Genomic DNA, 26569 nt, shown 5'->3' with positions numbered 1-26569 from the left:
GTTCGGACCCTGACAGGAGCAGGGCCCCGGAACCCCGCCGCGACTCAGAGCCGACGGCGGAACTCGGCGGCGAACTGCGGCGCCCCGCCGACCGCAAGCCGGTCCAGCAGTCCGTGCAGGTCGCGCGGCTCCCGCCGGTATCCGACCGCCTGGTCGCGCAGGACGCCCGCCACATCGACGGGAGCGAGGTCGAGCATGTCCAGCAGGAAGTCGTCGGGGTGGAGAACCTCGACCTCGTACGGATCCGCCGCCGAGGGCGGGAAGTCCTTCGTGTTGAGCGTGACCACGGCGTGCGCCTGGCCGCAGACCGCCGCCGCCAGCACGTGACGGTCCTTCACGTCGTTCGTCATCACGGGGATGAGCCCCGCGTATCCCGTCACCGCGCTGTACGGGAAGGCCCGCGCCATGGCCTCGACAACGTTCTTGGCAGTCGTGGGAGCCACCTTCTCGGCCAGATTGCGCCGCAGCTCCTCCAGGATGTCGGCCGACCAGAGCGGCTCGTAGAGCTCTGCTTCGGCCAGCCGGAGCAGAGTGTCCCTCAGGTAGTTCGGGAAGAGGACACACGTGTCCAGAACCACGCGCTGCACATCACTCCAGTTCACTCGGTGTCATGGGACCTCAGGCGTCGTAGAGACCGGCGTCCTCGGTCAGCTCGACCAGTTCGTCCAGCCCTCTGCGACGTTGTGTCCGACGCTTCTCCTTGTAGGCGAGCACGTCCGCCAGCAGTACCCTGCGGTGCCGCCCCGGGCGGGAGAAGGGTAGTCCCCCCTCGTCCAGGATCTTCACGAAGGTCGGTCTGCTTACTCCGAGCAGGTCCGCCGCCTCTTGCGTGGTCAGGGTGGTGTTCACCGGAGCGACAGTGACCGCTTTGCCCTCCGACAGCGCGCGGACGACCACCATGAGGGCTTCGTAGACCTCTGACGGCAGGGAATGCGCGCTCCCGTCGGGTCCGCGCAGGAGTGCCGGTTCATCGGCCTGTGGTGCCTTGTCGAGAAATGCGCGCAGCTCGGCGATCTCCGCACGATGCTCGGGCAGGAGGGTTCGGTCTTCGACGGTGCTGTGCATAGCTCTGTCTCCTTCTTGAATGACTCAAGCATCACACAATTCGAAAGAAACGCAAGCGGAGGACCCTGCACTCCAGAGCCCCGGGTGGCGCCTGGCCGATGCCGTCGCGTGACCGGGAGCAGGGTGGACACCATGACGGGTTTCGTGGATCACCCCGGAGGAAGGGACTCGCCTCCTTTGGCGTGATCTCTCCCCGCTTCCTCCCGCCGGCCCGGTCCGCGACATCGAACACCCACGCCCCCACCGCACTGCCCCCGGCCGACGATGCCGCCGACTGCCGCACCCTGACCGCTCCAGCCCGGTATACGACGCCCCGCAGGCCGGACAGCACGTGCTCATGGCGACGAGGCCCGTCGCCGATCCGGCGTCCACGGACGTCCGGGCCCGGCCTCGACGGCCGGGCGAACATCGCTCCGGGCTCCTCAGAGCCCCGGGTTGTGCCGTATCAGGGATTCCACCAGGCCGGTTCTGGTGGCGGGGAAGTCCAGCGGCACGATGCCGAGACCGGTCCAGCCGGACGCCTCGAAGCCGTCGAGGAACGAGTGCACCTGCGGGTTGAGCCGGTCCGCGTTCCAGCGCGGCGGCATCAGGGCGGCCGTGCTGACGTAGTTCATGTACAACTTTCCGGGTTGCTGGGCCGCTTTGCGGAACTGGGCCTCGATCTTGGGGTACTTGGCGAACGGCTCCGCCATGTAGTCGTCCTGGATGTCGAAGAGCGCGGGGTCGGCGTAACGGATGCCGGGCAGTCCGCCGTTGTCCGCGAGCAGGACGACCTTGCCGCGTGCCTGGCCCAGCGGCGGGAGCGCCGGGTCGATGCGGAACAGCGGGCGCCAGCCCCGTACGTCGAGGTAGTCGTCGAAGACGGCCCGAAAGGTCGCGTCGCTCTCCTCCGAGTACTCCTGCTTCACCCGCATCAGCACGGTCTCGGTGGGGTGCGCGGCCAGGAAGTCCCAGCAGGCGCCGAGGACATCGCCGAACATCATGTTCTGGTACGAGGCACCGTGGTGAATCGCGAATGAGCCGTTGGTGACTCGACACCGCACGTCGAGAAAGCGGATACCACTGTTCAACTGCTCGCTGATCGTGGTGCTCTGGCACTCCGTCCACGGTCCGCCGTATCGGGCGCCGGAGTCGTGCGATCCGGGGATCGTGAGGCGTTGCAGTGTGGTGGCATCGGGGAGGGCACCCATCCACTCCCGAGTGGTGAGAGCCTGCCGGGTCCTGGCCTCGGCGGAGCCCGCGCCCAGGAGGACGGTGGCGGTTGCGGCGAGTGCGCCTGCGAGGAACGTGCGGCGCGACCCGACGTACGGGCTACTCATGCGGGGGCCTCCGTCTGCGGTGGGGGAACAGCCCTCGGATTATGACGGGCGCACGTCAGAGCCGGAACAGGGCGAACCGCTGTTCCCATCGCCTTCACCGGCCCCACACACGGGACGCGAACGTACGGCCCACTCGATCCAGCGGCCCCGGTGGCTCAGAGCGAAGCCGCACGATTCGCCCCGGTACAGCGCGGGCGAGCGCGCCAATGCTGCCGCCTCCGTCCACCCAACTCAGCGCCCGATGGCGCTCAATGGGCGGCAACGCCGAGGCACGTTCGCGCACTTCCACACGGATGCGGCGGATCGCCTCGGCGGGATCGACCACCACACCGACGGACGCCTCGGCCACCTCGTCGGCCTCCATGGACCGGTAGACGACCCGCTCCCACCGGAACTCCCATATACCTTGGGGGCGATGGCGTGTGGCGAGACATCCGCGTCATCCGCGTCATTCATGGCCGGCCTTCCGGTGCGGTGTCGCAGCCACCCCTTGCCCGCACCGGCGTGACGAGCGCGGGCAAGAAGCGGCCCTTGCGGGCTCCCCAACGGGCGTAGTACGTCGAGGAGTTGCGCTGCCGGAACCGGGGAATCGCCTGAAACGTGACCGGTGGGCGGCACGCGGCAAGCTAGCGCGTTGAACAAGACTGTTTCAAGCCGACCGTTCGGGCCCGGTAGAGCCCGTGTCCGCTTCTCGACCGGCGGGGCGGCAGATGTCGTTGACACATCCGGAACGGTCGGATGCGGCAGCGGCGCCGGGAACATGCCCGCGAGGCGTCGCGTTCTCTCTGGGCCCGCCTTCCGCATCGCTGTCCCAGGGAGCATCGTGCCCGAAACCACGTCCGCCGCCCTTTCCCTTCCCACCTCGCTCCCCGCCTTGAGCACCCAGGCCCAGCGGCTGATCGAGCTGGGAGTTCACCAGATCGCCGGGCTGCCCGCCGCCGAGCTTCGGACCTTCGCCGAAGCCGCCGAGGGCGCTACGGGGTGCGACGGCGGCGCCCTGCTCGCCGTTCACCCGGAAAGGGCCCCTGCCTCAGCCCTCGCGCCGCTGCTGCGCCGCGAGGACAAGCCGGGGTTCGTCGTTGTCGACATGCCCGATGTCGACCTCTTCGCTCCGCTCGACACGGTCGCGCTGCCCGCTGCCCCGCTCTACGTCCTCACCGGCGTCGACCGCGGCGACCGGATGGCCAACTGGAGCCCGAACGAGGCGCTGCCCGCCCTCACGGCCGAGGACCGTACGCCGTTGCTGCTCACCGAGGGCATCCACTGGGTGCTTCAGCAGCCCGCCGTCCTGGACCGCAACCACTGCTTCATGACCATCGGATCCAGGCTGCGCAAAGCCAACGGCAGCCTGGACGCCCGCACGCCTGCGATCTGGATCAGCAACGGCACCGGGCGGGACGGCCGCGAGCGCCGCGACGCTCCCAAGGTCGGCTGGTGCTGGGCGGGCAACCGGCACACCTGGCTGGGCTTCGCCTCCGCGACGGGCCGCCGCGTCCAGGGCCTTTGACCACGGAGCGCCGATGGGCTACGCGCTCGACGCTCCTCCCGTCGACCGGGAGCTTCTGGACTTCGCCGTTCGCCTGGTCGGTCGTGCCGGGCGGATGTCGGTGCACGGTTTCTTCAGCGACGGCTGGAACAGCCGTCTCAAGGAGGACGGCACCGAGGTCACCGAGGTCACCGAGATCGACGTGGCAGTCGGGAGCCGATCAGGGACGAGCTGGGCCGACGGGTACCGGATGACGCGATCCTCGCAGAGGAGGGAGGCGCGACCAGCGGGTTATCGGGGCCGCGATGGATCATCGATCCCCTCAGCGGCACGGAGTACTTCACTGATCGGGTCCCACTGTTCTCGAACGACCTCGCCCATGAGGACGAGCACGGGCCCGCTATCGGCGTGATCGACATGCCCATGAGCCGGCGGATGATCGTGGCGGGTCGCGGTCTGGGCTGCCGGGTCCTTCCAGGGCCGGAGCCGGACCTGCGGTCGGGCCGCCGCGCTCAGGTCACGAAGCGCACGGGCGGGGCGGCGGGCCCGTCCGGCCCGCCGCCCCGAATCGTCGTACGCGGAAGTCTCCGGCCACGTACAGGCGTTACCGAATGATCGTGATCCGGTCCGCCGCCGGCGGGGCCAGCGGTGCGGCGGCCGAGGAGTGGGCCGCCAGGTAGGCGTTGAACACGTCCAGGTCGGAGGGGCCGACCAGCTTGTTCGTGCCCTGACCGAGCGCCGCGAAGCCGTCGCCGCCGCCCGCCAGGAACTCGTTCATGGCGACGCGGTACGTCTTCGCCGGGTCGATCGCCTCACCGTTCAGCTTGATCGTGTCGGTGACCACCCGGGCGGCGCCCGACTTCGTCATGTCCAGGGTGTACGTCAGGCCCTTGGACACCTGAAGGATCTTCGGGCCGGCCTCGTTGGGGCCGCTGACCTGCTGCTGGAGGGCGGTGATCAGCTGGGCGCCGGTCAGGTCGACGACGTTCATCATGTTGGTGAAGGGCTGCACGGTGAATGCCTCGCCGTACGTCACCACTCCGTCGGACTTGCCGTCGGCCGACTCGTACACCAGGTCCGCGCGGATGCCGCCCGGGTTCATCAGGGCCAGGACAGCTCCGCCCTTGTCCGCCGGGGCCAGGCTCTCAAGCTGGGCGTCCGCGATCAGGTCGCCGAGCGGCTTCTCCAGCGCCGTGGAGCCGCGACCGTCGATGTCGGCGCTGATGTAGCCCTGCGGCTGGTTCGCGATGGGCGCCGCGAGGGCGTTCCAGCGCGCGATCAGGGCCGTCATGTCCTCGGCCCTGGGCTGGTCGCGGGTGACGATGTGGTTGACCGACCGCGGGTTCTGCGCACCGGCCGACTTCACCGACGTACGGACGATGTCCTTGGTGCGGCGGTCGTAGGTGAGGGTCGTGTCCGTGTACAGCTTGCCGAACGACGACGCCGAGGTGACCATGCGCGGGTTGCCCGCCGGGTCCGGGATGGTGCAGACGTACGCCTGGTGGGTGTGGCCCGTGACCAGCGCGTCGACTTTGGGCGTGATGCCCTTGGCGATGTCGGTGATCGGACCGGAGATGCCGTCACCGGGACCGGAGCTGTCGCAGTCGTAGTTGTACGAGGTGGAGGCGGGCTGCCCGCCCTCGTGGATCAGCGCGACGATGGACTTGACGCCCTGCCGGTCCAGCTTCTTGGCGTACTTGTTGACGGTCTCGATCTCGTCGTGGAACTTCAGGCCCTTGACGCCGTTGGCCGTGACGATGTCCGGCGTGCCCTCCAGGGTCACACCGATGAAGCCGATCTTGACGCCGTTCTTCTTCCACACCGTGTACGGCTCGAGGATCGGACGTCCCGTCTTCTCCTTCGTCACATTGGCCGCGAGGTACGGGAAGTCGGCGCCCTTGAACTTCTTGCCCTTCTCGTAGCACCCCTCGACCGGGTGGCAGCCGCCGTTCTGAAGGCGGGCCAGTTCCGTGGCGCCCTCGTCGAACTCGTGGTTGCCGACGCTCGTGACGTCCAGGTCCAGCTTGTTGAGCGCCTCGATGGTCGGCTCGTCGTGGAAGAGACCCGACAGCAGCGGGCTCGCGCCGACCAGGTCACCACCGGCGGCGGTGATCGAGTACGGGTGCCCCTTGCGCGCGGTGCGCAGCGACGAGGCGAGGTACTCGACGCCACCGGCCGGGATCGGCTCGACCGTGCCATCGGCCCGCGTCTCGTTGACCATGCCCGCCGAGCCGGCCGGCGGCTCCAGGTTCCCGTGCAGGTCGTTGAAGGACAGGAGCTGCACGTCGACGGTACGGGCCGGCTTGTGGTGGCCGTTGCCGTGGCCGGGCCCCCGGTCGTGGGCGCCGGCCGGCATCGCGGCCACGAGCGCGCCGACGGTGGCGAGCCCGGCCGCCGCGGCGACCACCCGCCGGGACGCGCGGTTCTTCTGCGGTTTCGCTGACATCGGTCCCCTTGTGAGTTCAGCGGAGGTCAAAGAGCGTTGACGAGTCTGCAAACGTCGTGCGCAGCCTAGGGTCAACGCGCGTAGCGCGACAGATGTGCGTGGTTACGAACTGGTTGCCATGCGGCCGGAATCACGACTGATGGGCCATATCACCCGTACGGCTTACATACACGGGCAGAAGCGTCACCGCACGCGCGGCCTCCGGAAGCCTGTACGGCATGGCAAAAAATCCCATGACACGGGCGACCGTACCGGCCCAGCGGCGGACCGCTCCGGAACTGCCGCCCGGTTTCCACGAGATGGTCGCCTACCTCAAGTCGCTCGTGCGCGGCGCACACGTCCGCGCGCGCCTCGCCAACGACTTCGACGTCACCGTCCCCGAGGAGTCCGACGCCGCCACCCACCGCGCGGACCGGCCCCGCCGGATGCGATTGCGGCCGCGCGCCCGGCGGCGCCCCGTGCGACTCCGGCGGCGCGTCACGGCCCCGCCGCGTACGATTCCGGCCGCGCGGACCGGCCGCACCGCGTGCGACGTCGGCGGCGCGCCGGGCCGCACCGCGCGCGCCTCGGCCGCGCGTACCGGCCGCGCACCACCCCCCGTGACACCCGCCAACCGCCGCCTCACCCCCGTACGCTCGTACACATGACGACTGACGTACCTCTGCCCGCCCCCGGGCGGGAGATCCAGACGCTCGACGCACTCTCCCCCGAACAGGCCCAGGCGGTGTCCGATCTGCTCGCCGAGGCGGCCCGCTCCGACGGCAGGCAGGCCGTGTCCGAGCAGGGGCGGCTGCAGCTGCGGGGCGAGCGGCGCGAGGGAGTGCGGCACCTGCTGCTCAGCAGCGGACCGACCCTGGTGGGGTACGCGCAGCTGGAGGACACCGACCCCGTCGAAGCACCGGCCGCCGAGCTGGTGGTCCACCCGGCGTACCGCGGACAGGGGCACGGACGGGCGCTCGGGGCGGCGCTGCTCGCCGTGACGGGCAAGCGGCTGCGGGTGTGGGCGCACGGCGGGAAGTCCGCCGCCCGGCATCTGGCCCAGGTCCTCGGCCTCTCCCTGTTCCGCGAACTGCGCCAGCTGCGCCGCCCGTTGGCCCCACTGGACATTCCGGAGCCGGCGCTTCCGCCCGGCGTCACCATCCGCGCCTTCGTCCCCGGCGAGGACGACACCGCCTGGCTCGCGGTGAACCGCGCGGCTTTCGCCCACCACCCCGAGCAGGGCTCGCTGACCCAGCGTGACCTGGACGACCGCAAGGCGGAGCCCTGGTTCGACCCGAAGGGCTTCTTCCTCGCCGAGCGCGACGGCGAACTGATCGGCTTCCACTGGACGAAGGTGCACGCCGAGGAACAGCTCGGCGAGGTGTACGTCCTCGGCGTCCGGCCGGACGCCCAGGGCGGCGGGCTCGGCAAGGCACTCACCGTGATCGGGCTGCGCCACCTGGCCGCTCAGGGGCTGCCGACCGCGATGCTCTACGTGGACGCGGACAACAAGGCCGCCCTGACCGTCTACGAGCGCATGGGCTTCGCCACGCACGAGGCGGACCTGATGTACCGCACGGAGACCTGATCGGGGGCACGGCCACACCATCGGCGCGTCGAGAGGCCGGGGCCACCCACCCGGCAGGCCGAGAGGCGCGACGAGGGGCGCGGCCGGACGCGCGTCGAGAGGCGCGACGAGGGGCGGGGTCGAGCGGGCATCGGATGTCCGCTTGACACCGCCCCTCTCTTGACCCAGGCTTTCACTACTTACTTAGTGAAAGGGGGAAAAGCATGGCAGGTCCCGCAGCGATCGCGTACCGCATCGACCGGCGCAGCGGTGTCGCCACGTACCTCCAGATCGTCCAGCAGACCAAACAGGCCCTCCGGCTCGGCCTGCTGGAGCCCGGCGACCGGCTGCCCGCCGCGCGGGAGGTCGTGGAGGCCACCGCCATCAACCCGAACACCGTGCTCAAGGCGTACCGGGAGTTGGAGCGCGAGGGCCTGGTCGAGGGCCGTCGCGGTCTGGGGACCTTCGTCACGCGGACCCTCGGCGGCGCGGCGGCCGCCGATGACACCCCGCTGCGCGCCGAACTCGCCGACTGGACCCGGCGGGCCCGCGCGGCCGGTCTGGAGAAGGACGACGTGAGCGCGCTCTTCACCGCCGTACTGGACAGGACTTTCGAGGGAGATCAGCCCGGATGACCCGGATGACAGGCGCCGCGAGCACAGCAGGCGCCACGAGCACGGCAGACGCGGCGAGGGCGGCAGGCGCGGCGGTCGAGGCCGTCGGACTCGGCATGAAGTACCGGAACAGGAAGGGCGGGGGCTGGGCGCTGCGCGGCTGTTCGTTCCGGTTGCCCGCCGGGCGCGTGTGCGCTCTCGTCGGGCCCAACGGCGCGGGCAAGTCCACCCTGCTCGCTCTGGCCGCGGGCTTTCTGCGGCCTGCCGAGGGGACGGTGCGGGTGCTGGGCGCGGCGCCCGGCGAGGCGCGGGCGCGGGTGGCGTTCGTGGCCCAGGACAAGCCGCTGTACCCGCAGTTGACGGTCGCCGGGACGCTCTGGGCGGGTGCCGAGCTGAACCCGGACACCTGGGACCAGGACACCGCCGAACGCCTCGCCGGGGACCTCCCGCGCGACGCGGCGGTCCGTACCCTGTCCGGCGGTCAGCGCACCCGGCTCGCGCTGGCCCTCGCCCTCGGCAAGCGGCCCGAACTGCTCCTGCTGGACGAACCGATGGCCGATCTCGACCCGCTCGCCCGCCACCAGCTGATGGGCGCGCTGATGGCGGAGGCCGCCGAGCACTCCACCACCATCGTGATGTCCTCGCACATCCTCGGCGAGCTGGAGAACGCCTGCGACTACCTCCTGCTCGTCGACGGCGGCCGGGTCCGGCTGGGCGGCGAGACGGACGACCTGCTCACCGCGCACGCCCTGCTCACCGGGCCAATACGGGACACCGCACCGCACACCGTCGTCGAGTCCCGCACGGTGGGGCGCGTGCAGACCGCGTTGGTGCGCAGGCACGGCCCCGTGGACACGAGCGTCTGGGAGGCGGCGGAGCCCTCGCTGGAGGATCTGCTGCTGGCACACCTGCGCTCGCCGGAGGCGCCCGCCCTGCTGACGCCGAGCGCGGACGCCGGGACCGGGGCGGGCAAGGAAGTGGCGGCATGAGCGCGATCTCCCTGCCCGGCTCGGCCCGGGTCGTGATACGCCAGCACCGCCGCGCCTTCTGGGGCGTCTGCGTCCTCGCACTCGTGGGGATCACGGCACTGGTCGGCGTCGTTCTGTGGCCGGACCCTGCGGTCGACGCGTTCGCGAACTCCGGCTGCTCGGTCGAGAACACGGTCCGGGGCTGCGGCGACATCGTCCGCGACTTCCTCGACTCCGAGCACCGTTCCAGTCAGGCCGTCGGCTACGCGACCGGGGCGATGGTGGTCCTGCCCGCGTTCATCGGCCTGTTCGTCGCCGGTCCGATGATCGGCCGTGAGCTGGAGAGCGGCACGTACAAGCTGGCGTGGACCCAGTCCGTCTCGCCCGCGCGCTGGCTGGCCACCAAGCTCGCGGTGCCCGCCGTACTGACCCTGGCCGGCGTCGCCGTGCTGTCGGCGGTCTGCGCGTGGGGCCGGTCGCAGACCGGTCAGACGTCCTACCCCCTCGACGCGCACGACCGCGCGGCGTACGGCTCGATCGGCACGGTTCCCGTCGGCTACGCCCTGTGCATGCTGGCCCTGGGCGCACTCGCCGGGCTGGTGCTGCGGCACACCGTGGCCGCGATGGTCACGACCGTGATCGGATACGGGGTGCTGACGGTGACCCTGAACGCCGTGCGCAACCACCTGTGGCCCACCGTGAACAGCACATACGTTCCGGGGGCCGAGCGCGTTCTGCCCGACGGCGCCACTGCCGTTTCCTGGGGCTGGCTGACGGCCGACAGCGAACGGCTGCCCGACGACGCGTGTCGGAGCTGGGGCGCCGACGTCAAACAGTGCCTGGCCGACAAGGGCATCACGCGGGGCTACGTCGACTACCGCCTCGATTCGCACTTCTGGCCGCTCCAGCTCGTGGAGACCGGCATTCTGCTCGCCCTGGCCGCGCTCGCCGTTCTCCTCGCGTTCCGGGTGCTGCGCCGTCGGCACGGCTGAAGCTCCGGCCAAGGAGCGTCCCGGCCCCTTCCCCAAGGCGCCGGGACGGTCCCGCTCGGCATACCGCTTCCTGTACGTCATGTCGCCGTTACCAGCCATTCAGAAGCGCTTGTCACCCTCTCGGAATGCAGCCAGCTGCGCCGACCCCTCACGCCGGGAGGAATCCTGGTGGAGACCAGGCGAACCACGTGAACCGCAAGAACGTCACGAGCCTCGGAAACCACACAGCCCCCGAAGCGCGCTCCAGGCGCGCGAACCCCGCCGTCGGCACGAGCCGTACGGGCGGCACTCCGGACCGCACGGACGGCACTCCGGAGCGCACAGGCCGCGCGATTCCCGCGGTCTTCGCGCCCTCGGGGGCACCGGTGAAGCCCCGGGCGCGGAACAATGGATTCATGAGCCAGCAGCCCAGCTCCGAGGTCCCGGTCCGGTCCACCGCGCAGCCGTCGGTCGGCTTGCTCGCCGCGCACCGGCCGAACGCCGTCGCCGCTTCCTCACACAACAGTGCCGCCCTTTCCACCGCCGCCGACCTCGACCCCGACATCGACGGCGACGTCGACGCGTACGAGCCCGACATCGACGGCGACGAGCTGCCGCACGACCGTTTCCTGGACCGGGAACGCAGTTGGCTCGCATTCAACGAACGGGTGCTCGAACTGGCCGAGGACCCGGCGACCCCCCTCCTCGAACGGGCTAATTTCCTCGCGATCTTCGCCTCGAACCTGGACGAGTTCTTCATGGTCCGGGTGGCCGGCCTCAAGCGCCGTATCGCCACCGGTGTCGCCACCCGCTCCGCTTCCGGGCTCCAGCCGCGCGAGGTCCTCGAACTGATCTGGACCCGCTCGCGCGAACTCATGGCCCGGCACGCCGCCTGCTTCCAGCAGGACGTCGCCACCGCCCTGTCCGACGAGGGCATCCAGCTGATCCGCTGGCCCGAGCTGACCGAGAAGGAGCAGGCCCGCCTGTTCACCTTCTTCCGGCAGCGCGTGTTCCCGGTGCTGACGCCGCTGGCCGTCGACCCGGCGCACCCCTTCCCGTACATCTCCGGGCTCTCGCTCAACCTGGCCGTCGTCGTGCGCAACCCGGTCAGCGGGCACCGCCACTTCGCCCGGGTCAAGGTGCCGCCGCTGCTGACCCGCTTCCTGGAGGCGTCGCCGCAGCGGTACGTGCCCATAGAGGACATCATCGCCGCCCACCTCGAAGAGCTCTTCCCGGGCATGGAGGTCCTCGCGCACCACATGTTCCGGGTCACCCGCAACGAGGACCTGGAGGTCGAGGAGGACGACGCCGAGAACCTCCTCAAGGCCCTGGAGAAGGAGCTCATGCGGCGCCGCTTCGGCCCGCCGGTCCGCCTGGAGGTCGAGGAGTCCATCGACCCGTACGTGCTGGACCTGCTGGTGCGCGAGCTGAAGGTGTCCGACGCCGAGGTCTACCCGCTGCCCGGGCCTCTCGACCTGACCGGGCTGTTCGGCATCGCGTCCCTGGACCGGCCCGAGCTGAAGTACCCCAAATTCATCGCGGGCACCCACCGCGACCTCGCCGAGGTCGAGTCCGCCTCCGCACCCGACATCTTCGCCGCGCTGCGCGAACGCGACGTGCTGCTGCACCACCCGTACGACTCGTTCTCCACCTCCGTACAGGCGTTCCTGGAGCAGGCAGCCGCCGACCCCGACGTCCTCGCCATCAAGCAGACCCTGTACCGGACCTCGGGCGAGTCGCCGATAGTGGAAGCCCTGATCGACGCCGCCGAGTCCGGCAAGCAGGTCCTCGTCCTCGTCGAGATCAAGGCCCGCTTCGACGAGCAGGCCAACATCAAGTGGGCGCGCAAGCTGGAGGAGGCCGGCTGCCACGTCGTCTACGGGCTCGTCGGCCTCAAGACCCACTGCAAGCTCTCGCTCGTCGTCCGTCAGGAGGGCGACACCCTGCGCCGCTACGCGCACGTCGGCACCGGCAACTACCACCCCAAGACCGCCCGGCTGTACGAGGACCTCGGCCTGCTGACCTCGGACCCGCAGGTCGGGGCGGACCTCTCCGACCTGTTCAACCGGCTCTCCGGCTACTCCCGCCGCGAGACCTACCGCCGCCTCCTGGTCGCCCCGCGCTCGCTGCGCGACGGGCTGATCGCCCGGATCGACAAGGAGATCACGCACCAGCGAGCCGGCCGGACCGCCTACGTGCGCATCAAGGTCAACTCCATGGTCGACGAGGCGGTCATCGACGCCTGTTACCGGGCGGCGATGGCCGGAGTCCCGGTGGACATCTGGGTACGCGGCATCTGCGCGATACGCCCCGGCGTCCCCGGCCTCTCCGAGAACATCCGGGTCCGCTCGATCCTGGGACGCTTCCTGGAGCACTCCCGGATCTTCTCGTTCGGCAACGGCGGCGAACCCGAGGTGTGGTTCGGCAGCGCCGACATGATGCACCGCAACCTCGACCGCCGGATCGAAGCACTGGTCCGGGTCACCGACCCCGCCCACCGTGCCGCACTCAACCGTCTCCTGGAGACCGGCATGGCCGAGACCACCTCCTCCTGGCACCTCGGTCCCGACGGGAACTGGACCCGCCACTCCACCGACGGGGACGGCCAACCACTGCGGCACATACAGGAAATGCTCATTGACGCCCGGAGGCGCCGGCGTGCGACGCCATGACCACCAGACGACGACGCAGGCGGACCTTACGGCGGGCGCGGTGGTCGCGCCCTACCTTCAGGGACAGGCCGCCGAATTCCTCCGCAGCCTGCGCCTGCACCGCGAGCACAGCGCGTCGGCGGCCTCTGCGGATGCCGCAACCCGCACCGCCGAGGAGGCCGCCGCGGCGCTGCGCCGCTCCGCGCGCCGGATCGGAGGCACCCTGCACACCTTCCGGGCCGTGCTGGACCCGGCCTGGGCCGAGCATCTGCGGGCCGAACTGGCCTGGCTCTCGGGCACCCTGGCCCGGGAGCACGCCTACGCGACGCGGTTGAACCGGCTCCTCGAAGCGCTGCACCACGTGTCCGGCGGACCGCTGCCCGCCGTCCGCAAGGCGACGGGGGCCGGACCCCACGGAGCCGACGACAAGGACCGTGCCGCCCTCGGGGTCGGCGCGGCCCGCGCCGGGGCCCTGCTTGAGCGCCAGTTGACCCTCGCCCGGACCCGCGCCCACTCCGCCGCGCTCCAGGCGCTCGTCTCCTCCCGCTTCCACGCGGTGGCCGACGCCGTGGCGCTGCTCGCCTCCGAGGTCCCGCTCGCCGCGTCGGCCGCGGCCCCGGCCCGCGAGATGCTGCACGGCCCGGCCGAACGGGCCGAGCAGCAGTTGCTGGGCGCGGTGGCCGCGCTGCCGCCGGACGGGGCGAGCGAGCCGTACAACGAGGCGCACGACGCTCCCTGGCACCGGGCCCGGCTGCTGCTGCGGCTGCACCGTTACGCCCACGAGGTGGTGCGGGGCGCCCCCGACCCGGTCCTGACCGCGGCGGGGCGCGCGCTCGACCTGCACCGGGACGCGGCGGAGGCGGCCTCGGCCGCGGCGTCGGCGGCCCGCACGCCCCGGATCGCGCCCGCGACCGCGTACGCCCTGGGGGTGCTGCACGCGGACCAGCGGCACGAGGCGGGGGCGGCGCGCGGGTTGTTCCGGGCGAGCTGGCCGTGGACCGCCGCGGCGGTGACCACACCATGAGGACCGCGTCACGAGGACCGCGTGGACGCGCCATGAGAACCGCGTCACGAGGACCGCGTGGACGCGCCATGAGAACCGCGTCACGAGGACCGCGTGGACGCGCCACGAGGACCGCGTCATGAGGACCATGTCGTGAGGAAAGCGTCACGAGGACCATGCCATGAGGACCATGCCGTGAGGAACGCGCCATGAGCGGTACGTCCGCACCCGGCCCCGCCCGTGCACGCGGTGACAAACGCTCGGCGCGGGGCCCGGTCCTGGCTGCCGGATGCGTGCTGTGGCGGCGCTCGGAGCGCAGCGGAGAGCTGGAGGTCTGCCTCGTCCACCGGCCCCGTTACGACGACTGGTCGCACCCGAAGGGCAAGCTGAAGCGCGGCGAGTCGGCGCGGGACGCGGCCCGGCGCGAGGTCCTGGAGGAGACCGGCCACGACTGCGCGCCGGGGACCGCGCTCCCCACGGTCCGGTACGCCGTGAACGGGCGGCCCAAGGAGGTCGCCTACTGGGCGGCCGAGGCCACCGGTGGCACGTTCGTGCCCGGCTCCGAGGTGGACCGGCTGGCCTGGCTCGCCCCGGCGGACGCCCGGGCCCGCCTCACGCAGGAACACGACCGGGACCTGCTCGACGCCTGGCTCGCCGGTCTGCCGACCGTCTGACGCCTCCACGCCGACCTCGTACCCTGTGCCCCGGAACGGGGACACCGCCCCCGTCCCGGGTCCGGACCGGGGAGAGTCGTCCCGGGTCGGACCGGGGAGATTGTTCCGGGTCCGGACGACCATGGGCCAGAACCGCACCGTCCAGCACGGTTCACCTCCCGTTCACTCACCCCCGTCAACCACTTCACCTGCCCTGCCTAACTTCGGCAGTGCACGGTGCACGGCGAAAGCCGCAGCACCCACCACGTCGCGCGCCGTCGTAGAACAAAAAAGGCATCGGCGGCTCCTGGAAGGAACACCCGAAAAGTGAAGCTTCAGCGCAAGAACCGGCTTCGTGCCACCGCGCTCGGTGCCCTCGCCGTCTCCGGCGCCCTGGTCCTCACGGCGTGCGGTTCGGACGACAACAGCAACGGGTCCGCCGGCGGCAACGGCGGCAAGACGAGCGCCGCGTCGAACATCAAGTGCGACGACGCCAAGGGCCAGCTGCTCGCCTCCGGCTCCAGCGCGCAGAAGAACGCCATGGACCTGTGGGCCAAGAACTACATGGCCGGGTGCTCGGGCGTCGAGATCAACTACAAGTCGTCCTCCTCCGGTGAAGGCATCATCGCCTTCAACCAGGGCACGGTCGGCTTCGCCGGTTCCGACTCCGCGCTGAAGCCCGAGGAGGTCGCCGACTCGAAGAAGATCTGCAAGGGCGGCCAGGGCATCAACCTCCCGATGGTCGGCGGCCCGATCGCCATCGGTTACCACCTGGAGGGCGTCGACAACCTGACGCTGGACGCCCCCACCCTCGCCAAGATCTTCGACACGAAGATCAAGAAGTGGAACGACCCGGCGATCGCCAAGCTCAACAGCGGCGTCGATCTCCCGGACAAGGAGATCCAGCCCTTCCACCGCTCCGAGGACTCCGGCACGACGCAGAACCTCGGCAAGTACCTGAACGCCGCCGCGCCGAGCGACTGGAAGTACGAGGCCGAGAAGAAGTGGCCGGCCCCCGGTGGCCAGGCCGCGTCCGGCTCCGCCGGTGTCGCCTCCCAGGTGAAGGCCGTCGACGGCTCGATCGGCTACTTCGAGCTCAGCTACGCCACCGCGCAGTCGGTCCCCACGGTCGACATCGCCACCGGTGCCGCCGCCCCGGTCAAGGCGACCCCGGAGAACGCCTCCAAGGCCATCGCCGCCGCCAAGATCAAGGGCACCGGCAAGGACCTGGCGCTCGAACTCGACTACGCGACCAAGGCCGAGGGCGCCTACCCGATCGTCCTGGTGACCTACGAGGTCGTCTGCGACAAGGGCAACAAGTCCGAGACCCTGCCCACGGTCAAGTCCTTCCTGAACTACACCGCCGGTGACGAGGGCCAGAAGCTCCTCACCGACGCCGGCTACGCGCCGATCCCGGCCGAGATCAACGCCAAGGTCCGCGAGACCATCGCCTCCCTCTCGTAGCCCGGACTCGTCGCCCGGAAGCGCGCCCAGCGACACCGCGCGCCACACGACAACACCAGAGCAACACCAGCGACACCCGGCGGGCCGGTCCGGTGCACCCCTCCGGACCGGCCCGCCACCGCCCATCCGGTGCACCGCCGCCAGGGGAGCCCCACCGCTCCCCCACACAGACCGGAAAGACCATGGCTTCCACCACACCGATAGAAACGCCGCCGGTACCACCGGCGGCAACCGGCCGCGCCCCCAGTACCGGGCGCGCGGGCGACAAGATCTTCCTGGCGCTCTCCCGGGGCTCGGGCATCCTGCTGCTCGTGATCATGGCGTCGATCGCCGTGTTCCTCACCTACCGCGCCGTACTGGCCGTCTCCGAGAACGAAGGCAACTTCTTCACCACCTTCGACTGGAACCCGGCCGGCGACCCGCCGGTCTTCGGCATCGCGGTCCTCCTCTTCGGCACGATCGTCAGCTCGGTGATCGCGATGGCCATCGCCGTCCCGGTCGCCGTCGGCATCGCCCTGTTCATCTCGCACTACGCGCCGCGCAAGCTGGCCGCGCCCCTCGGGTACGTCGTCGACCTGCTCGCCGCCGTGCCCAGCATCGTGTACGGCCTCTGGGGCGCGCTCTTCCTCGTCCCGTACCTGGAGGGTCTCAACCTCTGGCTCGACCAGTTCTTCGGCTGGACGTACATCTTCGAAAAGACCGAGGTCGGCGTCGCCCGCTCGCTCTTCACCGTCGGCATCCTGCTCGCGATCATGATCCTGCCGATCGTGACCAGCGTCAGCCGCGAGGTCTTCCTCCAGGTCCCGAGGATGAACGAGGAGGCCGCCCTCGCCCTCGGCGCCACCCGCTGGGAGGTCATCCGTCTCTCGGTGCTGCCCTTCGGCCGCTCCGGCGTGATCTCCGCGTCGATGCTGGGCCTGGGCCGGGCGCTCGGCGAGACGATGGCCGTGGCCACGGTCCTGTCGCCGAGCTTCGTCATCTCCGGGCATCTGCTCAATCCGGGCGGCGGAACGTTCGCCCAGAACATCGCCGCGAAGTTCGACGAGGCCGACCAGTTCGGGCGCGACGCCCTGATCGCCTCCGGCCTCGTCCTCTTCGTCCTCACCCTGCTGGTCAACGGCGCGGCCCGGCTCATCATCGCCCGCCGCAAGGAGTACTCGGGGGCCAACGCATGAGCCAGGCAGCCAACACCGGCGTTCAGGAGATCCCCGCCCCCGTGGCGGCCGCCGCTCCCCGGACCGGCCTCGGCACACGGTCGCTCCCCCGCTGGGCGCCCTTCGGCTTCGCGGCCGTGGCGCTCGTGCTGGGCGTCGGCACCGGCATGGCCGCGGGCTGGGAGAGCCGCACCCAGTGGGGGCTGTTCTCCGCCCTCCTCTTCGTCGTCCTCTCGTACGTCGCGACCTCGGTCGTCGAGAACCGGCGCCAGGCCAAGAACCAGCTCGCCACCAGCCTCGTCTGGGTGTGCTTCCTGCTGGCCGTCGCACCGCTGGCCTCCCTGCTGTGGACGACGGTCAGCCGGGGCGCCGAACGCCTCGACGTGTACTTCCTGACCCACTCGATGGCCGGGGTGCTCGGCTCCGAGGCCAGCGGCGGCGTCTACCACGCGCTGATCGGCACGCTGGAGCAGGTCGGCCTCGCCACCCTCATCGCCGCCCCCATCGGCATGCTGACCGCGATCTACCTGGTCGAGTACGGCAAGGGCGCGCTGGCCAGGGCGGTCACCTTCTTCGTCGACGTCATGACGGGCATCCCGTCGATCGTCGCCGGTCTCTTCATCCTCTCGATCATGCTGATGACGAAGACCGACCCGTCCGGTCTGATGGGCGCGCTGGCGCTCACGATCCTGATGATCCCGGTCGTGGTCCGCTCCACCGAGGAGATGCTCAAGCTCGTCCCGAACGAGCTGCGCGAGGCGTCGCTCGCCCTCGGCGTCCCGAAGTGGCGCACCATCCTGAAGGTGGTCCTCCCGACCGCGCTCGGCGGCATCACCACCGGTGTGATGCTCGCGATCGCCCGCATCGCCGGTGAGACCGCTCCGATCATGCTGCTGGTCTTCGGCAGCCAGCTGATCAACACGAACCCGTTCTCGGGCGCCCAGTCCTCGCTGCCCTTCTACATCTGGGAGCAGTACAAGGTCGGCACCGAGCAGTCGTACGACCGTGCCTGGGCCGCGGCCCTCGTGCTGATCGCCTTCGTCATGATCCTCAACCTGGTGGCCCGCGGCATCGCCCGCTGGAAGGCCCCGAAGCACTGAATGTGCGGCTCCGCCGCGTGGCCGGCCGCCGACGCGGCCAACAGAAAGAAGCAGTGATTCAGATGGCCAAGCGCATCGATGTCAGCGGCCTGTCCGCCTACTACGGCTCCCACCTCGCCATCGAGGACATCTCGATGACCGTGGAGCCCCGCTCCGTGACCGCCTTCATCGGCCCGTCCGGCTGCGGCAAGTCCACTTTCCTGCGCACCCTCAACCGCATGCACGAGGTCACCCCCGGCGGCCGCGTCGAGGGCAAGGTGCTGCTGGACGACGAGAACCTGTACGGGCCGAACGTCGACCCGGTCACCGTGCGCCGCACGGTCGGCATGGTCTTCCAGCGCCCCAACCCGTTCCCGACCATGTCGATCTTCGACAACGTCGCGGCGGGCCTCAAGCTGAACGGCTCGTACAAGAAGGACGAGCTCCCCGACATCGTCGAGAAGTCGCTCCGCGGCGCCAACCTCTGGAACGAGGTCAAGGACCGGCTGAACAAGCCCGGCTCCGGCCTCTCCGGCGGCCAGCAGCAGCGCCTGTGCATAGCCCGCGCGATCGCGGTCGAGCCGGAGGTGCTGCTGATGGACGAGCCGTGCTCCGCCCTGGACCCGATCTCCACCCTCGCCGTCGAGGACCTGATCGGCGAGCTGAAGGAGCGCTTCACGATCGTCATCGTGACGCACAACATGCAGCAGGCGGCCCGTGTCTCGGACCGCACGGCGTTCTTCAACCTCGCGGCGGTCGGCAAGCCCGGCAAGCTGATCGAGATCGACGACACGGAGCGCATCTTCTCCAACCCGTCCGTCCAGGCCACCGAGGACTACATCTCGGGCCGGTTCGGATAAAGGAGGGCCGGGCTCTCCTCGGGTCGGCCCCAAGGATGGCCTTTGGGTGCTGCATGGCGGTGCCACCCGTAAGGCAAAGGGTCCGCCCCGCTCCCCTCACGGGGCAGCGGGGCGGACCCGACTTTCGTACCGGTTCCTACCGGCGGCCCTCGAGGCCGCCCGTCAGCCGAAGAGCAGCAGCACGACCCCGTAGCTGGCGGCGGCGACCAGTGCCGCGGCCGGCATGGTGATGAACCAGCCGAGGATGATGTTCTTGGCGACGCCCCAGCGCACCGCGTTCACCCGCTTCGTGGCGCCCACGCCCATGATCGCGGAGGTGATCACATGCGTGGTGGAGATCGGCGCGTGGAACAGGAACGCCGAGCCGAACATGATCGACGCGCCGGTCGTCTCCGCCGCGAAACCCTGTGGCGGATCCAGCTCGATGATCTTCCGGCCCAGCGTGCGCATGATGCGCCAGCCGCCCGCGTACGTGCCCAGCGACAGCATCAGCGCGCAGACCACCTTCACCCAGACCGGAATCGGGTCCTCCGGGTTCTCGATGTCCGCGATGACCAGGGCCATCACCACGACGCCCATGGTCTTCTGCGCGTCCTGGAGACCATGGCCGAGTGCCATGCCCGCCGCCGAGACCGTCTGGGCTATCCGGAAGCCGCGCTTGGCCTTGTGCGGGTTGACCTTACGGAAGATCCACATGATCACGACCATCACCAGATAGCCGACGACCAGACCTATGAGGGGCGAAAGGAACATCGGGATGACGACCTTGTCGATCACCCCGTCCCAGTGGACCATCGTCCCGCCGGCGAGCGCCGCGCCGACCATGCCGCCGAACAACGCGTGCGAGGACGAGGACGGCAGCCCGAAATACCAGGTGATCAGGTTCCATATGATGGCGCCGACGAGAGCTGCGAAGAGGATTCCCATCCCCTTGTCGCCTTCGGGCGTCGCGATCAGACCCTCACTGACGGTTTTGGCGACACCGCTGCCGAGAAACGCGCCCGCGAGATTCATCACCGCCGCCATCGCCAGCGCGGCACGCGGAGTGAGCGCGCGGGTGGAGACGGACGTGGCGATGGCGTTCGCCGAGTCGTGGAAGCCGTTCGTATACGTAAAACCGAGCGCGACCCCGATGGTCACGATCAGCGCAAAGGTGTCCACGTGGTTCAGGACTCCTTGACCGCGATGGTCTCCACGGTATTGGCGACGTGCTCGAACGCGTCGGCCGCCTCTTCCAGTACGTCCACGATCTGCTTGAGCTTCAGCACCTCAATGGCGTCGTACTTGCCGTTGAAGAGATGGGCGAGCAGTTTGCGGTGGATCTGGTCGGCCTGGTTCTCCAGACGATTGACCTCGATCCAGTACTCGGTGAGATTGTCCATGGTCCGCAGACCGGGCATCGCCTCGGCGGTCAGCTCGGCCGCGCGGGCCAGCACCTCGATCTGCTGCGCGATGCCCTTGGGGAGTTCGTCGATCTGGTACAGCACGACCAGGTCGACGGCCTCCTCCATGAAGTCCATGATGTCGTCGAGCGACGAAGCGAGGCTGTAGATGTCCTCACGGTCGAACGGCGTGATGAAAGAGGAGTTCAGCTGGTGGAAGATCGCGTGGGTGGCATCATCCCCCGCGTGCTCCGCTGCCCGCATGCGCTCCGCGATCTCGGCTCGGGAGGCAGGGTCCGCCCCCAGCATTTCCATCAGGAGTTTCGAGCCCGTGACGATGTTGTCCGCGGAGGCGGAGAACATGTCGTAGAAGCTCGTCTCCCTGGGGGTCAGACGAAAGCGCACGTGGGGTCCTCGGGGTGCTTTGGATTCGGTCAGGCTGATGCTAGGCGCATCATCCGGCCACGGCTAACCGGCGTTCTTCAGTGTCCCGCATGGGGGACGCAGATCAGCACGGGCCCCCGGTCACGTTTCGGCAGAATTCGTTAAGATATACCCACCAGGGGTATATGAACGGCAGTAGCAAAGGGAATACGGGAGGCAGCCATGACCACCACCGGGACCACCACGGACGCCGATGTCACGGCGGATGCCACGACCTCGGGTGCCGTGACCGACCCCGACCCGGCGCCCGGTTCGGCCACCGCCGGGGCGGGCGAGCCGGTCGTCACCGACCACGACCGGGGCATCCACGGGTACCACCACCAGAAGGCCGAGCACCTCAAACGGCTGCGCCGGATCGAGGGCCAGATCCGGGGCCTGCAGCGCATGGTCGACGAGGACGTCTACTGCATCGACATACTCACCCAGGTCTCGGCGTCCACGAAGGCCCTCCAGTCCTTCGCACTCCAACTGCTGGAGGAGCACCTGCGGCACTGCGTCGCGGACGCCGCGCTCAAGGGGGGCGACGAGGTGGACGCCAAGGTCGAGGAGGCCACCAAGGCCATCGCCCGCCTGCTCCGCACCTGACGGCGGGGCCCGGCCCCGCCGCCGGCCGGGCGATCACCGATCACACCGGGCGGTTGCAGGTCACGCCTGATGGTCGCCGGGTCGGGGTGCGGTGGCCCGCTCGGCGATCACCGCCACGTTCAGCACCTCGTCGATGCGGGCGGAGCTGAGCCGTTCCCCGATCGCGGCCGACGCTGCGATCATCAGCTCGCCGCAGAGCTCGATCTCGGCGAGAGCCACATGGTCGGATTCGGTCCGTGTGCCGAACGTCACCACGTCACTCACCTCTCCCTGCCGTGGCCGACTTCCCAGCGTAGGGAGCGCGGCACGCGCCGCCCATGGCACGGACGGACCATTTCTGCTCGGCCGGCCTGCCTAGATCTGGCCCACCCGGCCCTTCCGCACCCCGTCTGCGCCACCCCGGCCCGCATGCCGATGCACGCCCCGGCCGACGAGCCCGTGTCGCCATGCCGACCTGCCGCCGCCGTTCCGCACCGCCATGCCGACGCCGTTCCGCGCCGCCATGCCGACGCGGTTCCGCGCCGCCTACCGCTGCTCGATCTTCCCGGTGTAGATGTCGCGGTCGTCCGGCAGCCGCACAGAGACGGGCACCCCGAAATCGGACAGCGACGTCGTCGACGTCACCTCCACCGCCGGCCCCTCGTTGGCGAAGCTGAACCGGTGGCGCACCTTGCGCAGCCTCCCCAGTTCGTCCAGATACGCGTCGAACGGCACGGTGCGGGTGCGAAATCCTTCCGTCGCCGCGACCAGCGCCCCACGCGATTGCGGCGACGCCTCGCGGGCCGCCCGCCCGATGTCCAGGACTCCCCGGTAGTGCCGCACGCTCACCCCGGCGAGCACCGTCTTCTCCACATACGTCACCTGCCTTGCCCCGCGCAGCAGTTCGGCCGCGACCATGGGGTCGGTCACCCCGCCGGTGACCAGATTGCCGTCCGCCAGCGTCGTCGTGTCGACCCTGACCCACTTGTCCGCGGGCACCCCGGCACCGCGGTTCATCATGTACAGCGCGCCGGGGACCAGCAGTTCGGTGAGGGGGCGGTCCTCGCCCGCTCCGGCGGCGTCCTCGGGCAGCTCGACCTCCAGCCGACCGGTGCGCCTGCGGAAGTCGTACGTCCCGCGGCCCCCGATCGTCACCCGCGTCCCGCCCACCACGGTCTGCATCGACGTACGCACCCGAGCGCTTCCCACGACGTCCCCGCGCCCGGTGCCGAGGCGCGAAGCGGCCCCGGACACCGCCCCCGTTCCACTACCGGACACCGTCCCGCCGAGCACCTCGGCCGCGCGGCGGACCGCGTCCGGCCAGTCGGCCCCGCCCCGCTCGTCGGCCACGGCGCTGTCGCCGCCGCCCTCGCGGCCCCCGCATCCGGCGGTCGCCGCCATCACACCCACCACGGCGAGGGCGCAGACAGCGCGCGCCCCGCCTCCGGACCTGTGCCGCTGCACCACCATCGCCTGCCAGCCCCCAACGCCGTACCACTTGCCCAAGCCCCCATCCGTTCCGGATAACGACAGCCCGTGTCCCCCGTCACGCCGTCCCCGAACGCCACACCGCCGACTGGCGGCGCGCAGTACGGTGGACGGGTGTACGTCCAACACGCCGCCGAGGTCCCTCCGACCGTCCCCGCCGCCGCGTCCTGCGGACACGAACCCACGACCGTGGAGCGCGGCTCGTTCTGCACCGCCCGCTGCGCCTGCGGATGGTCGGGCCCGGCCCGCCGCTCCCGCGACCGGGCCCGAACAGACGCCGCGGAGCACCGCGTGTCGCCCTGACCGGCAACTTCGGCGTGGTCACGGAGCCGACGTCCCGCACCGGCCCAGTCCCGCAGGCCGTCACCGCCTCCATGTCCTGGCCCTGGCCGCGGGCCCGTTCCGCCGTCACTGCGTGGCAGGAGTGGGAGCCGTCGCAGCCCGACGAGACCTGGTCCTCGCTGCACCTGGCCGCCGGTCCGGGCGGGGTCGGCCCGACCGTCACGGTGGCCGCGTTCGGCGGCGCGATCAACGGGGCCGCCCGCTCAGGCCACGGCGTTCGCCCACCGCCGTTCACGCGTACCGGCCCAGGACATCGGCGCCTGGGAGCACGGCACGGCGGGCAGGGAACAGCAGGACGGCTGAAAAACACCCACGCAGCGATGCTGCTGGTACGCGTCCGGGGCGGCGTACCGGAACTGCACGGATCCGCCGCTGGGCGACTGGCGCCGGGTCTCCTACGGCACGGCCCCCGAGCGCCTGGCGGACCTGAAGAAGCGGTACGCCCCCGAGCGCCTGTTGTCGTTCCCGCAGGCCCTCTGGTTCCGTGTCCCCTGACGCTCCGCCACATCGTCGCAAGGCAACCGGCCGGAGCGGCGCTTCGGCCCGGATCCAGCCGGACGACGGCCGTTCGGAGCGAGGACGTTGCCTACGCTGCCAGGCCCTTCTCGCCGTCCGCGCAGACCGCCCCCGGGCGCGGCTCGGTAATACCGATCGTCCCCGTCCGGGCACCGGGCCTCGTCCCCGCCGACGAACGGCGCGACCTGACAAGCCGTCCGAAGCGGTCCGAACGGGAGACGGCAGCCGTCAACGGCGTCAGCAGCAGCATCGCGAGCGGGGAGAGCAGCAGGGCCACCGCCGTGCCGAGCGCCAGTCCGCCGACGACATCGGTCGGGTAGTGGACACCCATGTAGACCCGACAGAAGCCCTCCAGGAGGGCCAGTCCGATCGCGACGATACCGAACTTCCGGTTGACCAAGAAGAGCCCGACGGCCAGGGCCATCGCCATCGTGGCGTGATCGCTCACGAAGGAGAAGTCGTTCTTCCCCTCCACGAGGACCTCCAGCCCCGCGTGCTCCCGGAACGGACGCTGCCGTTCCACGAATCCGCGGATCGGGATGTTGACGAGCAGTGCGATCCCGGCGGCGAGCGGCGCCCAGACGATCCCGGCGACCGCCGTCACCGAGTCCTCGGCCGTTCCGCGCCGACGCACGCTCCACCAGCACCACAGGACCACCAGGACCATGCCGAGCATGATCCCGTACTCGCCCACGAACTCCATGATCCGGTCGAACCAGGCGGGGGCGTCCTTCGCCAGCCCGTTGATCTCGTAGAGCAGGCCGACATCGGGGTTCGACCCATCCAGTGCGAGTCCAGCCATCTGCCGCGGCCCCTTGTCTTGTCTGCTGACGCGGGGCACACCCGTGCACCGCCCTGACGAACCCCCGTGTTGGTTCGATCACCGCGTGGCTGTGCTGCCCGTGAGGACCTGTCCACACGGACCCGGCCGCGAGGGCCTGTCGGGTCGGCGTCGCGCGCTCGGCGCGTCGCCTTCCACGGCCCGCCAGGTCCGCCCGGTCCACCCGGGCCGTCCAGTCCACCCAGGGAACGACGCGGCCCGTGCGCGCGTTCCACTCTCCACCGAATGATCACTACGACGTTATCGAAGAGTGACTCATCGTCGCAGCTCAGGGCCTGAGCTTTACGGAGAGTTCCGGCCACCGCCGTCCGCCGCGTCAGGCTTCCGGACGGTCGCCCGGCAGGTCGGTCGGGAGGGCCGCGGCCCCGTCCTTCGTCACGCGGGTCGCGCCGAAGTAATCGGGAGTGTCGATCTTGTCGAACCGGATCACCGCCCCGGTGTACGGCGCGTTGATCATGTATCCCCCTCCCACGTACAGCCCCACGTGCCGAATGGCCCGCGAGTTGGTCAGGTCGTCCGAGAAGAACACCAGGTCGCCGGGGAGCAGTTCGTCGCGCGAGGGGTGCGGTCCGGCGTTGTACTGGTCGTTCGCCACCCGGGGCAGGTCGATCCCCACCGTGCGGAACGCGGCCTGGGTCAGCCCCGAACAGTCGAACCGTCCGCCCTGCTCCGGCGTGCCGTTACCGCCCCACAGATACGGCGTACCGAGCTTGTTCTGGGCGAAGTGGATGGCCCCGGCCGCCTGCTCCGAGGGCCGTACCCGCCCCACCGGCCGGGCGAAGCTCTTCTCCAGCGAGCGGATGATGGTGACGTAGTTCTTCGTCTCCGCAATGTTCGGGACCCCGCCGGAGCGGATCACCCGATACGCCCCGGCGTTGTAAGCGGCGAGCATGTTGTCCGTCTGGTCGCCGGGCACCTTCTTCACGTACCCGGCCAGCTCGCAGTCGTACGAGGCGGCGGACGGAATGGCGTCCTCGGGATCCCATACGTCACGTCTGCCGTCGCCGTTCCCGTCGATGCCGTGCCCGGCCCAGGTGCCCGGGATGAACTGCGCGATCCCCTGGGCGGCCGCCGGACTCTCGGCCCGGGGGTTCCACCCGCTCTCCTGGTACAGCTGGGCTGCCAGGAGGGCCGGGTTGATGGCGGGACAGAGGTTGCCCCACTTCTGCACCAGACCCTGGTACTTCGCGGGCACCGCGCCCTTCGCCAGCCCGACCGCCCCGCTCCTGCCGGAACTCGCGAGTCCGGCGGCGGCGGAATACGTACCGACAACGAGCAGGGCCACGAAGCTCATGGCCGTGCCGACGCCGATCCCACCGATCACCCAGTATTTTCGCACGCCTCAACCATCCCCCATCGGGGCGGTTTTCATGGCCACTTTCGCGGGTGTGTACGAATCAAGCGGGTCACCGAGGTCGTTCACGAGTCGTTCCCGCACACCGGGTGACGCGGGGGGCGCACCAGCCGACCCGTGGGGCGCACCGACCCGCCGACGGGGCGCACGGCGCGCCGCCCCGGAATCCGCGTGCGCTGATCGGCGACCGGCACGCCCCGAACCGCGAGACGAGCAGACTGGCGGCGCCGCGCGGCCGACGACCGGTGTGCGTCGGGATCGAACCGGATCGGCGCGTCGGGATCGAACCGGATCGGTGTGCGCCGAACGGCGATCGGCGCGCCCTGAACGGAGTTCAGAGCGCGCCGATCCGGCATTCC

28 protein-coding genes are annotated in these 26569 nt (G+C 70.3%); 17 read left to right on the top strand and 11 right to left on the bottom strand.

The genetic code is table 11. The annotated features are described in order from the left end of the window. Positions 1 to 44 precede the first annotated feature (44 nt). From ACGF2V_RS25495 to ACGF2V_RS25480, 4 genes are all read right to left on the bottom strand, one after another. The gene (locus ACGF2V_RS25495) at positions 45 to 578 is read right to left on the bottom strand and encodes a putative toxin-antitoxin system toxin component, PIN family (protein ID WP_389048285.1); all 534 of its coding nucleotides are present in this window, start codon (positions 576 to 578) and stop codon (positions 45 to 47) included. 40 nt (positions 579 to 618) lie between these two features. Next, the gene (locus ACGF2V_RS25490) at positions 619 to 1065 is read right to left on the bottom strand and encodes a helix-turn-helix domain-containing protein (protein ID WP_360111095.1); all 447 of its coding nucleotides are present in this window, start codon (positions 1063 to 1065) and stop codon (positions 619 to 621) included. Between the two features lie 422 nt (positions 1066 to 1487). Continuing rightward, positions 1488 to 2384: a phosphatidylinositol-specific phospholipase C gene (locus ACGF2V_RS25485; RefSeq protein ID WP_362709428.1), complete on the bottom strand. Its 897-nt coding sequence runs from the start codon at positions 2382 to 2384 to the stop codon at positions 1488 to 1490. Positions 2385 to 2478: 94 nt separating this feature from the next. Then, complete coding sequence (locus tag ACGF2V_RS25480; protein WP_362709425.1) at positions 2479 to 2748, bottom strand: hypothetical protein; 270 nt, start codon at positions 2746 to 2748, stop codon at positions 2479 to 2481. A gap of 459 nt (positions 2749 to 3207) precedes the next feature. On the opposite strand from ACGF2V_RS25480, the gene ACGF2V_RS25475 reads away from it, so the two are divergent. Both ACGF2V_RS25475 and ACGF2V_RS25470 read left to right on the top strand, forming a co-directional pair. Beyond that, positions 3208 to 3891 carry a DUF5701 family protein gene (locus tag ACGF2V_RS25475; protein ID WP_362624948.1) on the top strand — a complete coding sequence of 228 codons (684 nt, stop codon included), beginning with the start codon at positions 3208 to 3210 and terminating at the stop codon, positions 3889 to 3891. A 123-nt stretch (positions 3892 to 4014) separates the two neighbouring features. Then, the gene (locus ACGF2V_RS25470; protein WP_362625030.1) at positions 4015 to 4485 is read left to right on the top strand and encodes an inositol monophosphatase family protein; all 471 of its coding nucleotides are present in this window, start codon (positions 4015 to 4017) and stop codon (positions 4483 to 4485) included. Here ACGF2V_RS25470 and ACGF2V_RS25465 read toward each other — a convergent pair. After that, positions 4475 to 6316 (bottom strand): bifunctional metallophosphatase/5'-nucleotidase, encoded by a 1842-nt coding sequence (locus ACGF2V_RS25465; protein ID WP_362624947.1) that lies wholly within the window; start codon positions 6314 to 6316, stop codon positions 4475 to 4477. The genes ACGF2V_RS25470 and ACGF2V_RS25465 overlap by 11 nt on opposite strands. Before the next feature lie 218 nt (positions 6317 to 6534). Between ACGF2V_RS25465 and ACGF2V_RS25460 the strand changes: the two genes are divergently transcribed. The 12 genes from ACGF2V_RS25460 to pstB all read left to right on the top strand — a co-directional run bounded on the left by ACGF2V_RS25460 (position 6535) and on the right by pstB (position 19279). Next, positions 6535 to 6963 carry a hypothetical protein gene (locus ACGF2V_RS25460; RefSeq protein WP_362709422.1) on the top strand — a complete coding sequence of 143 codons (429 nt, stop codon included), beginning with the start codon at positions 6535 to 6537 and terminating at the stop codon, positions 6961 to 6963. Further along, positions 6960 to 7883: a mycothiol synthase gene (gene mshD, locus ACGF2V_RS25455; protein ID WP_362625029.1), complete on the top strand. Its 924-nt coding sequence runs from the start codon at positions 6960 to 6962 to the stop codon at positions 7881 to 7883. Before ACGF2V_RS25460 ends, mshD begins: the two co-directional genes overlap by 4 nt. Positions 7884 to 8086: 203 nt before the next feature. Next, positions 8087 to 8497 carry a GntR family transcriptional regulator gene (locus ACGF2V_RS25450; protein WP_362624946.1) on the top strand — a complete coding sequence of 137 codons (411 nt, stop codon included), beginning with the start codon at positions 8087 to 8089 and terminating at the stop codon, positions 8495 to 8497. A gap of 5 nt (positions 8498 to 8502) precedes the next feature. Further along, a complete protein-coding gene (locus ACGF2V_RS25445) occupies positions 8503 to 9465 on the top strand; it encodes an ABC transporter ATP-binding protein (RefSeq protein WP_392913191.1) in 963 nt (320 codons plus the stop codon). Then, complete coding sequence (locus ACGF2V_RS25440) at positions 9462 to 10436, top strand: ABC transporter permease subunit (protein WP_362709418.1); 975 nt, start codon at positions 9462 to 9464, stop codon at positions 10434 to 10436. The genes ACGF2V_RS25445 and ACGF2V_RS25440 overlap by 4 nt, the downstream gene beginning before the upstream one ends. Positions 10437 to 10831: 395 nt before the next feature. Continuing rightward, positions 10832 to 13087 carry an RNA degradosome polyphosphate kinase gene (locus tag ACGF2V_RS25435; protein ID WP_362624943.1) on the top strand — a complete coding sequence of 752 codons (2256 nt, stop codon included), beginning with the start codon at positions 10832 to 10834 and terminating at the stop codon, positions 13085 to 13087. After that, on the top strand, positions 13074 to 14090 hold the full coding sequence (locus ACGF2V_RS25430; protein ID WP_362709416.1) for a CHAD domain-containing protein: 1017 nt from the start codon (positions 13074 to 13076) through the stop codon (positions 14088 to 14090). The genes ACGF2V_RS25435 and ACGF2V_RS25430 overlap by 14 nt, the downstream gene beginning before the upstream one ends. Positions 14091 to 14278: 188 nt before the next feature. Beyond that, complete coding sequence (locus tag ACGF2V_RS25425) at positions 14279 to 14743, top strand: NUDIX hydrolase (RefSeq protein ID WP_362709413.1); 465 nt, start codon at positions 14279 to 14281, stop codon at positions 14741 to 14743. A 306-nt stretch (positions 14744 to 15049) separates the two neighbouring features. Then, positions 15050 to 16186, top strand: coding sequence for a phosphate ABC transporter substrate-binding protein PstS (gene pstS, locus ACGF2V_RS25420; protein ID WP_362709410.1), 1137 nt, complete (start codon positions 15050 to 15052; stop codon positions 16184 to 16186). 182 nt (positions 16187 to 16368) lie between these two features. Then, entirely contained in the window at positions 16369 to 17361 is a 993-nt protein-coding gene (gene pstC, locus ACGF2V_RS25415) for a phosphate ABC transporter permease subunit PstC (protein ID WP_362624936.1), read from the top strand. Then, positions 17358 to 18440 carry a phosphate ABC transporter permease PstA gene (gene pstA / locus ACGF2V_RS25410; RefSeq protein WP_362709407.1) on the top strand — a complete coding sequence of 361 codons (1083 nt, stop codon included), beginning with the start codon at positions 17358 to 17360 and terminating at the stop codon, positions 18438 to 18440. Before pstC ends, pstA begins: the two co-directional genes overlap by 4 nt. A gap of 62 nt (positions 18441 to 18502) precedes the next feature. After that, entirely contained in the window at positions 18503 to 19279 is a 777-nt protein-coding gene (pstB, locus tag ACGF2V_RS25405; RefSeq protein WP_362624933.1) for a phosphate ABC transporter ATP-binding protein PstB, read from the top strand. A 162-nt stretch (positions 19280 to 19441) separates the two neighbouring features. Here the strand turns inward: pstB and ACGF2V_RS25400 are convergent, their stop codons facing one another. Then, the gene (locus ACGF2V_RS25400; protein ID WP_362624931.1) at positions 19442 to 20440 is read right to left on the bottom strand and encodes an inorganic phosphate transporter; all 999 of its coding nucleotides are present in this window, start codon (positions 20438 to 20440) and stop codon (positions 19442 to 19444) included. Positions 20441 to 20445: 5 nt separating this feature from the next. Beyond that, entirely contained in the window at positions 20446 to 21066 is a 621-nt protein-coding gene (locus ACGF2V_RS25395; protein WP_362624929.1) for a DUF47 family protein, read from the bottom strand. Between the two features lie 201 nt (positions 21067 to 21267). On the opposite strand from ACGF2V_RS25395, the gene ACGF2V_RS25390 reads away from it, so the two are divergent. Then, complete coding sequence (locus tag ACGF2V_RS25390; protein ID WP_362624927.1) at positions 21268 to 21690, top strand: metal-sensitive transcriptional regulator; 423 nt, start codon at positions 21268 to 21270, stop codon at positions 21688 to 21690. A gap of 60 nt (positions 21691 to 21750) precedes the next feature. Here ACGF2V_RS25390 and ACGF2V_RS25385 read toward each other — a convergent pair whose 3' ends face one another. Both ACGF2V_RS25385 and ACGF2V_RS25380 read right to left on the bottom strand, forming a co-directional pair. After that, complete coding sequence (locus ACGF2V_RS25385; protein ID WP_362709403.1) at positions 21751 to 21945, bottom strand: hypothetical protein; 195 nt, start codon at positions 21943 to 21945, stop codon at positions 21751 to 21753. A gap of 270 nt (positions 21946 to 22215) precedes the next feature. Beyond that, positions 22216 to 23139, bottom strand: a complete 924-nt coding sequence (locus ACGF2V_RS25380) for a hypothetical protein (RefSeq protein WP_362709501.1) — start codon at positions 23137 to 23139, stop codon at positions 22216 to 22218. A gap of 132 nt (positions 23140 to 23271) precedes the next feature. On the opposite strand from ACGF2V_RS25380, the gene ACGF2V_RS25375 reads away from it, so the two are divergent. Then, entirely contained in the window at positions 23272 to 23460 is a 189-nt protein-coding gene (locus ACGF2V_RS25375; RefSeq protein WP_362624923.1) for a hypothetical protein, read from the top strand. A 411-nt stretch (positions 23461 to 23871) separates the two neighbouring features. Further along, positions 23872 to 23994: a hypothetical protein gene (locus ACGF2V_RS25370; protein WP_362709499.1), complete on the top strand. Its 123-nt coding sequence runs from the start codon at positions 23872 to 23874 to the stop codon at positions 23992 to 23994. Between the two features lie 91 nt (positions 23995 to 24085). Here ACGF2V_RS25370 and ACGF2V_RS25365 read toward each other — a convergent pair whose 3' ends face one another. Then, entirely contained in the window at positions 24086 to 24817 is a 732-nt protein-coding gene (locus ACGF2V_RS25365) for a phosphatase PAP2 family protein (protein ID WP_362709400.1), read from the bottom strand. 355 nt (positions 24818 to 25172) lie between these two features. Beyond that, a complete protein-coding gene (locus ACGF2V_RS25360; RefSeq protein ID WP_389048324.1) occupies positions 25173 to 26150 on the bottom strand; it encodes an NlpC/P60 family protein in 978 nt (325 codons plus the stop codon). Between the last annotated feature and the right edge of the window lie 419 nt (positions 26151 to 26569).

Origin of the sequence: Streptomyces sp. NPDC047982 (genome assembly GCF_043204165.1) — a bacterium.
Taxonomy (GTDB): domain Bacteria; phylum Actinomycetota; class Actinomycetes; order Streptomycetales; family Streptomycetaceae; genus Streptomyces.
The sequence above is the reverse complement of the archived record's forward strand: the minus strand, read 5'-3'. Positions and strand labels throughout refer to the sequence as shown.

Coding starts and splice junctions, on each gene's coding strand:
- ACGF2V_RS25435 (WP_362624943.1), top strand. CDS start 10,832: ATGAGCCAGCAGCCCAGCTCCGAGGTCCCGGTCCGGTCCACCGCGCAG.
- ACGF2V_RS25365 (WP_362709400.1), bottom strand. CDS start 24,817: ATGGCTGGACTCGCACTGGATGGGTCGAACCCCGATGTCGGCCTGCTC.
- pstB (WP_362624933.1), top strand. CDS start 18,503: ATGGCCAAGCGCATCGATGTCAGCGGCCTGTCCGCCTACTACGGCTCC.
- ACGF2V_RS25490 (WP_360111095.1), bottom strand. CDS start 1,065: ATGCACAGCACCGTCGAAGACCGAACCCTCCTGCCCGAGCATCGTGCG.
- ACGF2V_RS25425 (WP_362709413.1), top strand. CDS start 14,279: ATGAGCGGTACGTCCGCACCCGGCCCCGCCCGTGCACGCGGTGACAAA.
- ACGF2V_RS25480 (WP_362709425.1), bottom strand. CDS start 2,748: ATGGAGGCCGACGAGGTGGCCGAGGCGTCCGTCGGTGTGGTGGTCGAT.
- ACGF2V_RS25465 (WP_362624947.1), bottom strand. CDS start 6,316: ATGTCAGCGAAACCGCAGAAGAACCGCGCGTCCCGGCGGGTGGTCGCC.
- ACGF2V_RS25485 (WP_362709428.1), bottom strand. CDS start 2,384: ATGAGTAGCCCGTACGTCGGGTCGCGCCGCACGTTCCTCGCAGGCGCA.
- ACGF2V_RS25460 (WP_362709422.1), top strand. CDS start 6,535: ATGGCAAAAAATCCCATGACACGGGCGACCGTACCGGCCCAGCGGCGG.
- pstA (WP_362709407.1), top strand. CDS start 17,358: ATGAGCCAGGCAGCCAACACCGGCGTTCAGGAGATCCCCGCCCCCGTG.
- ACGF2V_RS25390 (WP_362624927.1), top strand. CDS start 21,268: ATGACCACCACCGGGACCACCACGGACGCCGATGTCACGGCGGATGCC.
- mshD (WP_362625029.1), top strand. CDS start 6,960: ATGACGACTGACGTACCTCTGCCCGCCCCCGGGCGGGAGATCCAGACG.
- ACGF2V_RS25440 (WP_362709418.1), top strand. CDS start 9,462: ATGAGCGCGATCTCCCTGCCCGGCTCGGCCCGGGTCGTGATACGCCAG.
- pstC (WP_362624936.1), top strand. CDS start 16,369: ATGGCTTCCACCACACCGATAGAAACGCCGCCGGTACCACCGGCGGCA.
- ACGF2V_RS25450 (WP_362624946.1), top strand. CDS start 8,087: ATGGCAGGTCCCGCAGCGATCGCGTACCGCATCGACCGGCGCAGCGGT.
- ACGF2V_RS25380 (WP_362709501.1), bottom strand. CDS start 23,139: ATGGTGGTGCAGCGGCACAGGTCCGGAGGCGGGGCGCGCGCTGTCTGC.
- ACGF2V_RS25445 (WP_392913191.1), top strand. CDS start 8,503: ATGACAGGCGCCGCGAGCACAGCAGGCGCCACGAGCACGGCAGACGCG.
- ACGF2V_RS25360 (WP_389048324.1), bottom strand. CDS start 26,150: ATGAGCTTCGTGGCCCTGCTCGTTGTCGGTACGTATTCCGCCGCCGCC.